A 13140-nucleotide genomic window follows, 5' to 3' on the forward strand; every position below is an offset into this window, starting at 1 on the left:
AAGGAGAGATCATGAAAAACTGGGTTGCAGGCCTCGCGGTTGCTGTCTGGCTGTGCGCCGGACGCGCGCAGGCACTGTTGGTGGACTGGGGCGCCGTGGATTTCACTCTGGGTTCAGGACCAAACCGGTCCGCCATTGTCATCGATTGGAACGACGGTTCACCAATCGATTACCTGTCGTGGGCGTTCTATTGGGACACTCCGCCCGGGGCCGGTTATCTGGCCGATCTGCTGATCGCCGTGACCAACGCCGATCCACGCCTATCGGCCTTTTTTACGGACTTCGGCATTTGGGGACTGTTTGTGGATGGCTTCGGGTTCGATTCAAATCTCGACAGCGATTTCACCGACCCCGGAGAACATTATCAGCACCGTGGAAGCGGATGGAGTCCGACGTTCGTGATGTGGCAGGGCGACGCGAATGATCCCGCCTGGACTGTCGGTAGCTCTGGAATTTCCAGCACGCCGGTGAGCAACAACCTCGTGTTTGGATTTGTCTGGAACACGTCGGGCGGATGGCCGGGCGATCCGCCCCCGGTGGTGCCGGAACCGGGATCTTTTGTTTTGGCAGCGGCCGGAGCCGCAGCCCTTCTCGCCGCTCGGCGAATGTCCCGACGTTCAGGCGCCTCTCATTGAGCCGTTCCTGAAACTCCTCTTGCTGATGTTTTGGAGCGATCCGGCCAGGCTCATGCGGATTGCGTTTGCTTTGGCGATCGTGGTCCTGTCAAACGGATCGGCGGCCGCTTTCGATTTCGCACGCATTGAGCGCTGGACCGGATCGGGTACGAACCGATCGGCATTGGTTGTGGACTGGAATCATGGGCGGAACCCCCACGCACTCGCGTGGGGGTTCCGCTGGGACGGGTTCGCCACTACGTACGATCTGTTGCGGGCCATCACGAACAACGATCCGGGGCTTTCCATCGAATGGACGAACACCTCCGCCGGGCTTCGCGTCGCTCACATGGTCTATCGCCGCCCTTCCGCTCATGGCGTGACTCTCCCGCATTCCCAATCCGAAACGACGTTGATGACGCCGTATGGACGAGATTTCACCAGTATGGTTTTTCAAACGGGAACCTGGACGCACTGGACGTGCGATGGCGGCATGGCCGTTGTGCCGTCGAACTGTCTTCTGTTTTCGTCAGGCGTCGTGCATCGCTTGTTGGAGCCGGGCAGTTGGGATGTATTCTCGTTTTCCACCTCGAGCCTTCCGATTCCTCCAAACCGTGCTATTGCGCCGGCTCCTCATTACCCATTCGCAAGCGAAGTCATCAGCTATTGGTACGGGAGTGGCTCGCCGCCGATCGATTGGCTCAGCGGCGAACCATTCACGAATGCAGCCGCCGCGCTGGGCCGCCCGACAGTGGACACGACATTCCAATCCACAAATGCGCCGGTCGTTCCGGTTGCGGCCGCGTTCCGCGCGCACGAAGTCGTGAGCCTCGGATCGGGCGGATATATCGAGTTGGCTTTTGACCACCGCGTCTTGGACCACCCCGACAATCCTTACGGCCTCGATTTCATCGTGTTCGGCAATAGCTTTCAGTCGATCGCCGGCGGCGCCGCTTGGACCAACGGCGATCCGGCCGCAACGGTTCTCGGCCACTCCTGCTTCGTTGAAAAGGGTCGAGTCTATGTCAGCCAGGATGCCATCACATGGCATGCATTTACCAACGGGCCGTTTGCGGACGATTTTGCCCCAACGTTGGGCCGCGTCTTCGATACGAATCACTATGACACCAGCCTTGGCCCGTGGAACCAATGGTGGGGCGGCGCAACGGATCCGACCCTTCCCATCGACCCTTCGCTTGCTCCATCGAATTGGGCGGGATTCTCGGTCGCGGCAATTGCGCAACGTTATCGCGGCGGGGCGGGAGGAACAGGTTTCGATATTTCGACGCTGCCCCTCCAGCCCGATGAAACCACCGGTCTCAAATGGATCCGTTATGTGCGGATCGAGCGCGCCGGCTCGCTCAATCCGGAGATTGATGCCATTGCCGATGTCTCGCCGCTGCTGCCGCACGCCCGATGGACGCTGGAGGCCTTCCCGTGGCTGGCCGCCCCCTCCGAGAAAGCCGACGGGTCGGATCCTGATGTCGATGGTACGCCCAATTTGCTTGAATACGCGACGGGCCAAAATCCGATGGTGGCGGAGCTGCCCCCACTCATCCAGCTGGGTGTGGCCGCGAGCCATATTCGCGTTCGCTACTGGAAGGCTGAGGACGCATCGGACGTCCGCGTGGAAGTCGAGAGCGCGGTGTCGCCGGATGCGGTCTGGCAAACGAACGGCATTTCACAGGCGGTGGAAATCGGCGCGCCGTCGAACGGGTTGAGGGCGGTTGATGCGGAGCAGCCCCTGTCCGATAATGCACGATTTTTCCGCCTGCGCGTTCGGCATGAGGACTGAGCGCTCCATCGCTCAAGCTGCCTTTACGCTCGTGGAGCTGCTGGTCGTTTCGGCTACAATAGGCCTTTTGGCGCTGGTTATGGCGACCGCGCTCTCGAATGCGATCGAAGCGGGACGAGATATGCGCTGCCGGAGCCAATTGCGGCAGATGGCCTTCGGCGCATTGCTCCGCGCCGAACTTGACGGAGGACTGCTGCCCGCCAGCTATGAACGGGACGTTTTGACCGGCGCCACGCGCACCTGGGAATGGGTTCTGTGGCATCTGGGGACGGAGTATCAGGTTCAGCAATGCCCGTCATTCCGCGGCGCGGCTATGTGGGACGGAGACAAATTCACCGGCTACAACTACAATTCGAGCTACCTTGGCGGCCGCATCCTGCGGCGAGGGGGAGTTCTCCTCGCGGCGTCCTTGACGTCAGCTCGGATTGGCGACATTCGGAATCCATCGGAATGCGCGATGTTTGGCGACGGCGAGTATGAAAACGGCGCCAACAAATTCATGCGATCGCCGTTTCCGGGGCCCCTTGATCCCGACGCGTCACTGGCGTTGGGGGGCACTCAGGGCTTTCGGCATCGCGGACGAACCAACGTGGCGTTCGCGGATGGCCATGTGGAATCCCGATCGAACCGGTATACGACCACGGCGGCGCCGGGCTCGCCGGCGCCGCAATGCGGTTTTTTGTCGCCCGACAACCGGCTATATGATTTGGAATAAATCGGAACAAGGAGACATTAAGGTGAGAGAATCCCCGTTCAATACTGCTCGGTTTGCCGCGCTGGTCGGCATGATTGCGGCCGCTGCCGCGTTTCGGATTCTTCCGCATCCGCCGAATTTTACACCGATCGCCGCGATGGCGCTGTTTGGTGGAGCCCAATTCGCCGACCGGCGCACGGCCTTTGCCGTGCCCCTCGCGGCCATGTTGTTGTCGGATCTTGCGCTGGGGTTCCACGCGCTTATGCCGGTGATCTATGGCGCTTTCGCCCTGATCGTGTGCATCGGGATCTGGCTCCGCCCACGGCGTTCACCGGCAATGATCGCAGCGGCGACCCTCGCTTCATCGGTCCTGTTCTTCGCCATCACCAACTTCGCGGTATGGGTATCCGGCACCCTGTATCCGAAGACAATCGCCGGCCTCGCCCAGTGTTACGTTGCCGCGATTCCGTTCTTCGGCAATACCGTCCTCGGCGATGCTATCTTTTCGGCGGCTCTCTTCGGCGGACTCGCCTTGGCGGAGTGGCGGGTCCCGCGCCTGCGTGAAGCCTGCGCGACATGAGCTCCGACGTCGACCCGGCCCGTTGCCCTCTCTGCGGGGGTCCGAACCACTGTGCGATGGCAAACGGCTTTCCCGTGACCTCATGCTGGTGCGCGGAGGAATACATCCCACCCGCTCTCTTGGCGCGGGTTCCCGCCCGCGCGTACGGCCGCGCCTGCATCTGCCGTGCATGCCTGGCCTCACACACGAATCTTGAAGGCCAGTCACTGCACAGGTTTTCGCCCGCTTGTGGCGGTTCTGCAAGCGGTGTGCCGGGCTCCGCCTAAAGTGCCCGGAAGGAACGGATAAACTGCGCGTTGGCCAGGTGGCCCGGCCGGCGCCACAGTCGGACACAATTTACACCGAGACCAGGGATCGCGCGAAACGAGGCAATTCAGGGTCGCGCGCGCCCATGCCCAAAAGGACATCTCCCGGCCGGGTTTCCGCGTCGATTCGCTTGCGCAGTTCGGAATACGTCTCGACCAGCTCTGCGTCCACGCCTCTTGCACGGAGCGCCGCGACAAAGTCCTCGGAGGTTACGGTGCGCCGGACCGTTCCGCCCGCGTAGAAGACGGGCAGGACGAAAAAACGATCCGTTGGGCGGAGGGCTTTTGCCAGCGCTTCAACCAACTCGCTCATCATCAAAGCGAGCGGCGCAAAGCCGTGGGGGCGCCACCAGCCGATGACGCGATTAGCACCCTCAGCCGCCGCGCGCCAGGAGGCCGCCATCTTGGCCGGGTTGTGGGCGTAATCGTCGATAACGCGTGCGCCGCGGAACAAACCCACGACCTCGAGTCGCCGATGCACACCCCGAAAAGAGGGCAGCGCGGCGTGGAGTCGCTCCAACGGGGCGCCCAGCGCATCGCAGAGCGCGATGGCCAGCGCTGCATTTTCCGCATTGTGTCGCCCCGGCATCGCCGTTTCAAAGTGGCAGCCCCGATAGCGGATGAGCCAGCACGAGTCTCTCCGCGCGATCTCGTACACCGGCTCAATCGCTGGCCGCCCGAGGAAGTGCGCGACGCCCGGGCCGGCGACGACCGTCCCGCGAACCTGAGCGGCGAACCGTTGGAAGAGCGCCTGCACTTCGGCCAATTCGAAATGGTCCTTGGATGCGTTTGTGATCAGCGCATGGGCCGGATGAAAATTCAGCAACGATCGGTCACTCTCATCGGCTTCGATGACCCACCAGTTGGACCGGCCGATTCGAACGTTCCCGAGTCGTGCGGGCCCTCTCCAGTTCAAAACGATGCCGCCGTTGACAACCGTAGGATCGAATCCGGCTTGCTCCAGCAGCCATCCGACGAGGGCGGTGACGGTCGTCTTGCCCGCCGTGCCGGTGATCGCCACCACATCCTTGCCGCTCGCAAGACGCGCGAGCATGGCAGCGCGGTGGACGACTTCGATGCCGAGGCGGCGGGCGGCGAGGAGTTCTGGATTGTCGGACTCGATCGCCGTGCTGACCGCTAAGGCATACGTGTTCGGTGTGAGCGCCGAACCGTCCTGAGGGGCTAGCCGGAGGCCGGCACGTTTGAGGATGGCCACGGCTTCGGAGTCGCCGCCCTGATCCATCGTCCGATCCGAGCCGGAAACGTCGTAGCCGAGCGCGAGCAGGGCTTCTGCCAGCGCGCTCATGCCCACGCCGCCGACTCCGGCGATGTGAATATGCGGCTTTATAATCATGGCTGTACGACCCCGGCCCTCATTCGGGGAGGGGTGGCGAACAAACATCTTACAAGAGGCGTAGTGGCGGACGAATCGAGATCAGGGCTTTAGCCCGAGTTTTTCCAACTTGGGTCGGATCACGAACTGGCAGTATCCGGCGCGCCGATGGTTGACGTAATAGTCCTGATGATACTCTTCGGCCCGGTAGAACACGGTGGCGGGCACGACCTGCGTGACAATGGGCCGGGAGAATTTGCCGGAGGCGTTCAGGCGGGCGATTGATTCGAGCGCGGCCTCGCGCTGGGCCTCATTGTGATAGAAGATCGCAGACCGATATTGCGTCCCGACATCCGGACCTTGGCGGTTCAGTTGCGTGGGGTCATGGGCTCGCCAGAACCAATCGAGGAGGTCTTCATAGGTCACGATCGAAGGATCAAACTCGATTTGAACGGCCTCCGCATGACCAGTTTCGCCGGTGCAGACCTCTTCGTAGGTCGGGTTTTCAACATGGCCGCCGATATATCCCGATTCGGCCCGCAACACGCCAGGCACCTGTTCGAAAACAGCCTCGATACACCAAAAACATCCGCCTGCAAACGTGGCGACCTCTGTACGTGACGGCTTTGACACCTTGGCCTCCTTGGGCGACATCTCGGCCGCGTGGCTAACGAAAAGACCAGCCGCGGCCACGGCCCAAACACTTTGTATCATTCGATTCACCCATTTATTTTCGGCGAGACCGCCTCAAACTTAGCGGTGACCCGCGTTGTCCCGTCTCGCGCTGCCGATTTTGCTATCATGTCCGGGCATGCTCGAGAAGGTGTGGAATACTATCGTTCGGCGACGTCTTCTCCGGGGGCGCGATCGCGTGGTGGTCGGAGTTTCCGGCGGAGCCGATTCGATCGCGTTACTCCATGCGCTCCATGCCTTGGGCCATCGAGCGAAAATCGAGCTAATGGCCGCACACTTGAATCATGGGATTCGCGGCTCGGAGGCGGATATCGACGAGGAATTCGTGCGGCTTAGCGCCTGGCGACTGGGTGTGGCGTGTATGACCGATCGCGAGGATGTCCCTGCCCGAGCGCGCGTGGAGGGCGAAAGCCTTGAAATGGCGGGCCGCGCGGCGCGGCTGCGTTTCTTTGCCCGGGTTGCGGAAGCCTTCGGCGCGGATGCAGTCGCGGTGGCCCATACGGCGGACGATGCCGCGGAAACTTTTCTCCTGCGGCTGCTTCGGGGCAGCGGAACGGCGGGTCTCGGTGGACTGGCTGCGGAATCGCGAATCGGGGGCGTTCGCTTGGTGCGACCGTTAATTGACGTTACGCGCGCCGAAGTCGAGGCGTTCCTTCGCGCGCACCGAATCCCATGGCGCGAGGATATGACGAACAGGGATCTGTCGATTCCGCGCAATCGGATGCGGATTGAGCTGATCCCCCTGTTGGAACGCCACTACCAGCCGAGGATTCGCGAAATTCTCGTCCGGACCGCGGAGGCGGTTCGCGCGGATGCCGAACTTCTTGAGCCGCAGATCCGACGCGCGTTCTCACGGGCTCGAGAGGCAGACGGGCTGTCGGTGAGAGCGTTGGCCTCGTTGCCGCCCGCGTTGCGGCGGCATGTTTTCGCCCGGTGGCTGAGGGCGGGCGGGGTCGATCCTTCGCGGATCGACGCTCGCATGATCGAGCGACTGGACGACCTTGTGCAGCGCGAGGCAAGAGCGGCGGATCTGGCGGACGGGCTCGTCGCGCGGGTCCGTCAGGGCCTTCTGGAAATGGGTTACCCGAACGCGCCCAAGCCGGCTCCTGCGCCGGCCTCCCTGCCCATACCCGGCTCGGTACGTTGGGGGGGCTTCAGGGTTAGGGCGGAACTGGGGCATGGGATTCTTCGGCCACCTCGCGGCCGCGCGGGCGCGTTTCCCGCGGAAGCGTCGATCCGTTTGCCCGCGGCCGACGAGCAGCTCTCTGTCGCTGCGCCTTGGCCCGGCGCGCGTATCGCGCCGGTTGGATTGGCTGGATCCGTGAAATTGCAAGACCTTTTTGTAAACCATCGCGTGCCGTCGACGGATCGAAAATTAATGCCGCTGGTCGTGTGCGGCAGCGAAGTAGTGTGGGTACCTGGTTATCGGGTCGCGCAACGATGGGCCGTTCCGGAGGAAGGGGCAATCTGCGTCCATCTGAAAGCGGACCGCGGAGAATCGGACGAGGATGAATAGACCAGCGCCCGCATCAGGCGCCCGCGAACTCGGCGACCACTCGTTCCAGCGTCAGCATTCCGATCACGCCGCGCTCTCCATCGGTAACGAGGACGACGGGCTGTCTGGTGACCCGCATGCGCGGGAGCACGTGATCGGCGGGCACGTCCTTATCCACCAGTTGCGGGGGGCGCATGTAATCCTTCGCCGTTTTCCCCGCCGGTGAAGGGTCGCAGAGAACGTCCATGACATAAACGATGCCGATGAATTTGCGAGCGTTCCGGTCATAGACCGGGAATTGATTGAACGCTCGCGCGCGCGCAAAGAGTTTGATGTCCTCTGCCGAGGTGTCGTGATGAATGTAAACAATCTGGTCCCTCGGCACCATGAGTTGTTCGGCTGTAATGGATTTGAGCTCCATGACGCCGGTGATCATGCGGACCTCTTCCGCGGTCAGAACGCCGGCTTTTTGTGTTTCATGAGTGAGGTGAATCAATTCCTCGCGCGTGATGACCGGCGGGCTGTTTTCCTCGCGGCGGCTCGGAAGCGGCACGAGGGCGCGTACCACGCGCATAAGCAACCAGCTCAGCGGCCTCAGAACGCGCGCGACCGCGTCGAGGACGGATGCAAAGGGCAGGCAGCGGCGAGTCGGATGACTTTGGAACCACGCTTTCGGGAAATATTCGCAGAAAATCAGCAGGGAAAGCGTCACCATGACGCTTGCCAACCATGCGCCCGCCGCGCCCATCGCGCGGTCCCCTACGCTGGCCGCAACGACCGACAGCATCGTGTTCGCGATGTTGTTGCCCACGAGCATCGTTCCCAAAAGGTGGTCCGGATGCTCGAGGAAGTTTTGAAGGATATCCGCTCCGCGGACCTTGCGGCGGACGAGATGACGAAGCCGAAGGCGATTCATGGAAATCAGGCCGGTTTCCATCCCGGAGAAAAACCACGAGCCCGCAGCCCCCGCGACAATCAAAATGAGTTCCAGCGCGCTCATCCGGACGCCTCCCCGGAATCCGTGGCGTCCGGCAATTTTTCAAGCTGCGCAAGTGTCACGCGGAGCCGCACCGTCTGCAGCACGGTCACTCGAACGCCCTGAGCCACGACGACATCGTCCTTTTCCGGAAGGTGTCCGAGATGGTGCGTGATCCAGCCGGCAAGCCGATCCACACCCTCCGCCTCGAGGCGGAGGCCGAGCTTGCGGTTGAGTTCCTCGAGGCTGAAATTCGCATCCATCAGCCAGCGGTTGGGTCCCGCGGGCTGGAACAGCGGGCGCGGTCGGTTCAGTTCTTGGTAGATCTCGCCGGTGATCTCTTCCAGGATGTCGCCGCGGGTCACCAGACCGGCGACCCCTCCGTATTCATCGACCACGATCGCGATCCGACGGTGCTCATTTTGGAACTGCAGGAGCAGGCGATTGAGCGGCATGGTTTCCGGAACAAAAAAAGGCGGTTCGCGCGCCCGTTCCACATTGTGGTCTGGATCCAGCAAAAATCGCCGGACGTTTAGAAATCCCTCGATATTTTCAAGCTGCCCTCGGTATAGAGGCAGAAAATTTCGCCGTGCCGCGCGTGCCTTCGCCACGAACTCGGACGAATCGCCGTCGAGGTCCAGTCCGATGATGTCCACCCGGGGGGTCATCACGTCGCTGACCTTCATGTCCTCGAGCTGGATAATCGATTTGATCATCGCGAGCTCGTCCGCATTGAGGATGCCCTCTTCGTTGCCAATCTCGAGGACTGTTTTGAATTCGTCCTCGCTCAGGCCCCGGCCGCGTGGTCGGAACAACGCCTCAAACCGCTTGGTTAGTGCCTCGAGAATGCTGCGTAGGGGACTGAAGGCAATAGCGAGTCCCTCCAAGACAGGGGCATACAGTGGAGCAAACCGCTCGGCAAATTTGAGCCCGAATCGTTTGGGGCCGGCCTCCCCAAAGATGATGAGAAGGACAGTGACGACCGGGATGGCCACCGCCTCTCCAAATCCCGGCACAAGCCTTTTCGCAATGTTGTAGCCGACTGCGGCAATCGCGACATTCACGATGGTGTTGCCGATGAGGATGGTCGACAGCAACCGCGTTGGGTTGGCGAGCAGGTCGTGAACCTTGCGGCCCAGCTCGGGGTTTCGCTGGGACAACCTTCGTATTTGTAAGGGGTTAAGCGAAAAGAACATCGTCTCGCTGCTGGAAAAAAACGCGGAGCAGACGAGCAATCCGCAAAACACGAGCAGTTCAAACGCATTCATCCTTGTAGGCGCTGCGGCTCTTGCGCAGGCTGGCGGAGCGGCCTAGCATGCGGCGCATGAAACGGTTGTCTCTGCAAACCAACGCACGAACGGATTTTAGGGAAATCACAGCCGCGGTGCAAGACGCAGCGGCCGGGCTGGGGGTTCGAGATGGCGTCGTGACCGTCTTTGTCCCGCACACCACGGCCGGAATTACGATCAACGAGCACGCGGATCCCGATGTTATGCGAGATGTGGGCCATGCTCTGGACCGCTTGGTGCCATGGCGCGACCCCGCCTATCGCCATGCGGAGGGCAACTCGGCAGCCCACGTGAAGTCGATCCTCGTGGGGTCGTCAGTCCGCGTGCCAGTAGTGGGTGGCCGCTTGCAGCTCGGTACGTGGCAGGGCATCTTTTTCTGCGAATTCGACGGCCCGCGGACGCGCGAGGTGTGGGTCGTGGCGGGATAAGTTGCGCTCGCTGATCGGCCCCGCTAGCATCCGCGGCATGGGTTCTTGCCGGCGGCTGGGGTCGCCGTTCCATACATGCATCAGTCGGCAACATTTTGGGGCGTCCTTGCGCTCGGTGTGGTTCTCGCGGTGGCAAGCTGCCAAAAACCGCCGGGCCAGGCCGAGTTTGACCGTGGGCTCTATGAGTTGCGCCGTAACAATCCGGTGCGGGCCCGCGCTCTTCTCGAAAAATCCATCGCGAGGCGTCCGGGCAGCGAGGAGAATGCGTTTGCCTATAACTATCTCGGCATCGCCGCCTGGAAACTAGGACAGTTCAAGGCTGCGCAAGAGGCGTTTGAAGACAGCCGCCGCCTCAACCCCACGTATGCCGCACCCGTCTATAACCTCGGCTTGTTGCACAGGCAGGCCGGCGAATTCGTCCAGGCGGCCCAGATGTTTGAACAGGCTGCCAAACTAGATGAGACGGATCCGCGACCACTGGAGATGCTCGCCCTGCTATACATGCAATCTCGGCAGTGGCCGCTAGCGCGGCGAACGCTCCACGCTGCGCTGAATCGCGCCCCCAATTCCGCGCGAATCTTGACCGCGATCGCGGTGCTCGACCTTCAGACGCTCGGGCCGGAAAAGAGCATCGAATCGCACCTGATCGCGCTCGAAAAAGATGCCCGTTATGCGCCGGCCCTCTTCAATGTCGGCCTCATTTACTACACGCGGCTTGGGGATGCGCAGCGGGCGACAACCTATTTCAAACGTTTTCTGGCCCAGAAGCCGTCCGGGCCTGCGGCGGACTATGCGCGGTCATTTCTTCAGACCCTGGAATCTCGCTCGCTCGCTCAGGCCCCTGCGGCCGGAACGCCCGTCCGTGAGGCGGACGCCCTGGGTGGAGGCGGGGGCGCGAAGGCCCTTGCGGCAGCCGGCCCCGCTGCCCAACCGCCGCAGCCTGCAACGCCCACCCCCCAGCCGACCGCGCCGCCCGCCGCCCCCGCGCCGTCGCGGACCTTAGACCAGCGCGATGACGAGCTCATCCGCCAATCGGCCGAGAGGGCAGAACGCGGCGACGTGTCAGGGGCGCTCGAAATGCTTTTGCAGGGAGCTGAAGTAGCCGCTCTCGAACAGCGGCCTGCGGCCCAGGAGCGGATGCTGCGCGCCGCGGCCCGGATCGCGTTCGACGATCCCCGCGCGCATCTCGCGCTGGCCGAATTCCTGCTTGCCAACCGGCAGCCCGCCGAGGCGGTACGATCGTTCAAGCAGGCGACCGTTCTGGCACCGCAAAACGTGGCCGCGCACCTTGGCCTGGCGCGAGCCGCCTCCGCTGCGGGCGAATATGATGCGGCCCTCGTCGGTTATCAGCAGGCCGTCCGGCTTGATCCGCGGAATCCGGACGCCTTGTGGGAGATGGCCCAACTCCTGGACCGTCAATTGAAATTCGCGGAGCGCGCGATCGAGGCGTATAGGGATTTCGAGAAATTTTTCCCGACCGATCCGCGGATTCCTCGCGCGGGCGAGCGAATCCGCGACCTTTCTAAGGCGGTTCGGGCTTCCGCACCGGAAGTCCCCTTGCCGCCGCGCGTGGAGCCGCCCGCTCCCACCCCCGTGCCGGCGCGTCCGCCGCCCATGCCCGCATCTCCGTCGCCCGCGGCTGTAGCGCAACCGGTCCGCGCCACTCAAATGTCTGGCGATCCGTATTTCGGACGCGAGCCGACTCCGCCTGCCCGGCGCCTCAATATTCGACCCGCGGCCAATCGAGATCCAAATGTCGCCGTCGCCTCGTTCAACTATGGGGTCGAATGTATGCGGCAACGGCGCTGGGATCAGGCCGTCACGGCCTTCACGCGCGCGATTGAAAACAATCCACAGTTCTACAGCGCCTACTACAACCTTGGGCTGGTCTATACGCAGTTGGGCGATTCGGAATTGGCCAAGGACGCGTATCTTCAGACGCTGGTGATCAAGCCGGAACATGTACAGGCCCGCTACAACCTCGCGCTGCTGTACTTCCAGGGCCGCGATCTGCCCTCCGCCGCCGCTCTGGCCACCGATCTGGTGCGTCGCAACCCGCGATATGCCGTTGCCCATTACCTGCTGGGCCAGATTTATAGCGAGCGGCCGGAAACCATCCCGCAGGCGCGAGAGGCCTATTCACGTTTCCTGGAGCTGGAACCGAACCACCCCGCCGCAGCGGTGGTTCGACACTGGCTGGCTACCCACTGATTGAGAGGCTTGCGCATGGATTTAGGCGTTATCTTCGATATCGATGGAACTCTCGTCGACAACCATGCCTATCACGAGGAGGCTTGGCTCCGCTGGGGAGAGCTCAACAATACGCCGATCAGCCGGGAATACTACCGGGAGCGCCTCTATGCCCGCACCAACGACCAGATCCTCCGAACCCTCTTCGGCGAGCAAATTGACCCGGATGAGATCGCCCGCCGCGCCGCGGAAAAAGAGGCGATCTACCGAGAAATTTATGCCCCGGCGATGGCGCCGATGCCTGGCTTGATCGATCTGCTGAGGAGTCTGCGCGACAGCGGTATACCTTGCGCTGCGGCCTCGAACGCTGACCGCATCAATGTGGATTTCGTCATCGACGGGCTCTCGCTGCGCCCGTTCTTTCATGTTGTGTTGTCGCGGGACGATGTGCAGCGGGGCAAGCCGGACCCGGAAATGTTTGTGCTCGCGGCGGCACGAATGGGAGTTCCGCCACGGCGTTGCCTCGTATTCGAGGATTCGGCGACTGGTTTCGAAGCGGCCGCTCGGGCGGGCATGTTGGCAATCGGCGTGGCCGGGCCAGGCCGAATTCTCGAGCCGCGGCCAGGAATCATCAAAGTGGTGGAAGACTACCGCGGCCTGCGGCCAGAGGACCTCCGCGAGCTGATCCACGCGGGCTTGGCGGCAGAATCAGTGCGAGGCCAATGAGTACGGAGTGAAGCTGCCGCGT

13 protein-coding genes are annotated in these 13140 nt (G+C 62.4%); 9 read left to right on the plus strand and 4 right to left on the minus strand.

The window, feature by feature from the left end:
- Positions 1-11 precede the first annotated feature (11 nt).
- The 5 genes from NZ740_01175 to NZ740_01195 are packed head-to-tail and all read left to right on the plus strand — an operon-like array spanning position 12 to position 3949.
- Positions 12-635 (plus strand): hypothetical protein, encoded by a 624-nt coding sequence (locus NZ740_01175; GenBank protein MCS6770620.1) that lies wholly within the window; start codon positions 12-14, stop codon positions 633-635.
- A 52-nt stretch (positions 636-687) separates the two neighbouring features.
- Complete coding sequence (locus NZ740_01180) at positions 688-2409, plus strand: hypothetical protein (GenBank protein ID MCS6770621.1); 1722 nt, start codon at positions 688-690, stop codon at positions 2407-2409.
- Positions 2399-3124, plus strand: a complete 726-nt coding sequence (locus NZ740_01185; GenBank protein MCS6770622.1) for a prepilin-type N-terminal cleavage/methylation domain-containing protein — start codon at positions 2399-2401, stop codon at positions 3122-3124. The genes NZ740_01180 and NZ740_01185 overlap by 11 nt, the downstream gene beginning before the upstream one ends.
- A 22-nt stretch (positions 3125-3146) precedes the next feature.
- Positions 3147-3683: a hypothetical protein gene (locus NZ740_01190; GenBank protein ID MCS6770623.1), complete on the plus strand. Its 537-nt coding sequence runs from the start codon at positions 3147-3149 to the stop codon at positions 3681-3683.
- Positions 3680-3949, plus strand: coding sequence for a cysteine-rich CWC family protein (locus NZ740_01195; GenBank protein MCS6770624.1), 270 nt, complete (start codon positions 3680-3682; stop codon positions 3947-3949). The genes NZ740_01190 and NZ740_01195 overlap by 4 nt, the downstream gene beginning before the upstream one ends.
- A 70-nt stretch (positions 3950-4019) precedes the next feature.
- Here the strand turns inward: NZ740_01195 and NZ740_01200 are convergent, their stop codons facing one another.
- Complete coding sequence (locus tag NZ740_01200) at positions 4020-5342, minus strand: Mur ligase domain-containing protein (GenBank protein ID MCS6770625.1); 1323 nt, start codon at positions 5340-5342, stop codon at positions 4020-4022.
- A gap of 81 nt (positions 5343-5423) precedes the next feature.
- Positions 5424-5975: a peptide-methionine (S)-S-oxide reductase MsrA gene (msrA, locus tag NZ740_01205; GenBank protein MCS6770626.1), complete on the minus strand. Its 552-nt coding sequence runs from the start codon at positions 5973-5975 to the stop codon at positions 5424-5426.
- A gap of 139 nt (positions 5976-6114) precedes the next feature.
- Between msrA and tilS the strand changes: the two genes are divergently transcribed.
- A complete protein-coding gene (tilS, locus tag NZ740_01210; protein ID MCS6770627.1) occupies positions 6115-7530 on the plus strand; it encodes a tRNA lysidine(34) synthetase TilS in 1416 nt (471 codons plus the stop codon).
- 13 nt (positions 7531-7543) lie between these two features.
- Here the strand turns inward: tilS and NZ740_01215 are convergent, their stop codons facing one another.
- Entirely contained in the window at positions 7544-8509 is a 966-nt protein-coding gene (locus NZ740_01215) for a CNNM domain-containing protein (protein MCS6770628.1), read from the minus strand.
- Positions 8506-9753, minus strand: coding sequence for a hemolysin family protein (locus NZ740_01220; GenBank protein ID MCS6770629.1), 1248 nt, complete (start codon positions 9751-9753; stop codon positions 8506-8508). The genes NZ740_01215 and NZ740_01220 overlap by 4 nt, the downstream gene beginning before the upstream one ends.
- Positions 9754-9809: 56 nt before the next feature.
- Here NZ740_01220 and NZ740_01225 point away from each other — a divergent pair, with 56 nt between their 5' ends.
- The 3 genes from NZ740_01225 (at position 9810) to NZ740_01235 (ending at position 13118) form a co-directional block, all read left to right on the plus strand.
- Entirely contained in the window at positions 9810-10202 is a 393-nt protein-coding gene (locus tag NZ740_01225) for a secondary thiamine-phosphate synthase enzyme YjbQ (GenBank protein MCS6770630.1), read from the plus strand.
- Positions 10203-10277: 75 nt separating this feature from the next.
- The gene (locus NZ740_01230; protein ID MCS6770631.1) at positions 10278-12413 is read left to right on the plus strand and encodes a tetratricopeptide repeat protein; all 2136 of its coding nucleotides are present in this window, start codon (positions 10278-10280) and stop codon (positions 12411-12413) included.
- A 15-nt stretch (positions 12414-12428) separates the two neighbouring features.
- Entirely contained in the window at positions 12429-13118 is a 690-nt protein-coding gene (locus tag NZ740_01235; protein MCS6770632.1) for an HAD family phosphatase, read from the plus strand.
- Positions 13119-13140 lie beyond the last annotated feature (22 nt).

This window comes from Kiritimatiellia bacterium, from assembly GCA_025054615.1.
GTDB lineage: Bacteria > Verrucomicrobiota > Kiritimatiellia > CAIVKH01 > CAIVKH01 > JANWZO01.

Coding starts and splice junctions, on each gene's coding strand:
- msrA (MCS6770626.1), bottom strand. CDS start 5,975: ATGTCGCCCAAGGAGGCCAAGGTGTCAAAGCCGTCACGTACAGAGGTC.
- NZ740_01215 (MCS6770628.1), bottom strand. CDS start 8,509: ATGAGCGCGCTGGAACTCATTTTGATTGTCGCGGGGGCTGCGGGCTCG.
- NZ740_01225 (MCS6770630.1), top strand. CDS start 9,810: ATGAAACGGTTGTCTCTGCAAACCAACGCACGAACGGATTTTAGGGAA.
- NZ740_01185 (MCS6770622.1), top strand. CDS start 2,399: ATGAGGACTGAGCGCTCCATCGCTCAAGCTGCCTTTACGCTCGTGGAG.
- NZ740_01230 (MCS6770631.1), top strand. CDS start 10,278: ATGCATCAGTCGGCAACATTTTGGGGCGTCCTTGCGCTCGGTGTGGTT.
- NZ740_01220 (MCS6770629.1), bottom strand. CDS start 9,753: ATGAATGCGTTTGAACTGCTCGTGTTTTGCGGATTGCTCGTCTGCTCC.
- NZ740_01200 (MCS6770625.1), bottom strand. CDS start 5,342: ATGATTATAAAGCCGCATATTCACATCGCCGGAGTCGGCGGCGTGGGC.
- NZ740_01195 (MCS6770624.1), top strand. CDS start 3,680: ATGAGCTCCGACGTCGACCCGGCCCGTTGCCCTCTCTGCGGGGGTCCG.
- NZ740_01235 (MCS6770632.1), top strand. CDS start 12,429: ATGGATTTAGGCGTTATCTTCGATATCGATGGAACTCTCGTCGACAAC.
- NZ740_01175 (MCS6770620.1), top strand. CDS start 12: ATGAAAAACTGGGTTGCAGGCCTCGCGGTTGCTGTCTGGCTGTGCGCC.
- NZ740_01180 (MCS6770621.1), top strand. CDS start 688: ATGCGGATTGCGTTTGCTTTGGCGATCGTGGTCCTGTCAAACGGATCG.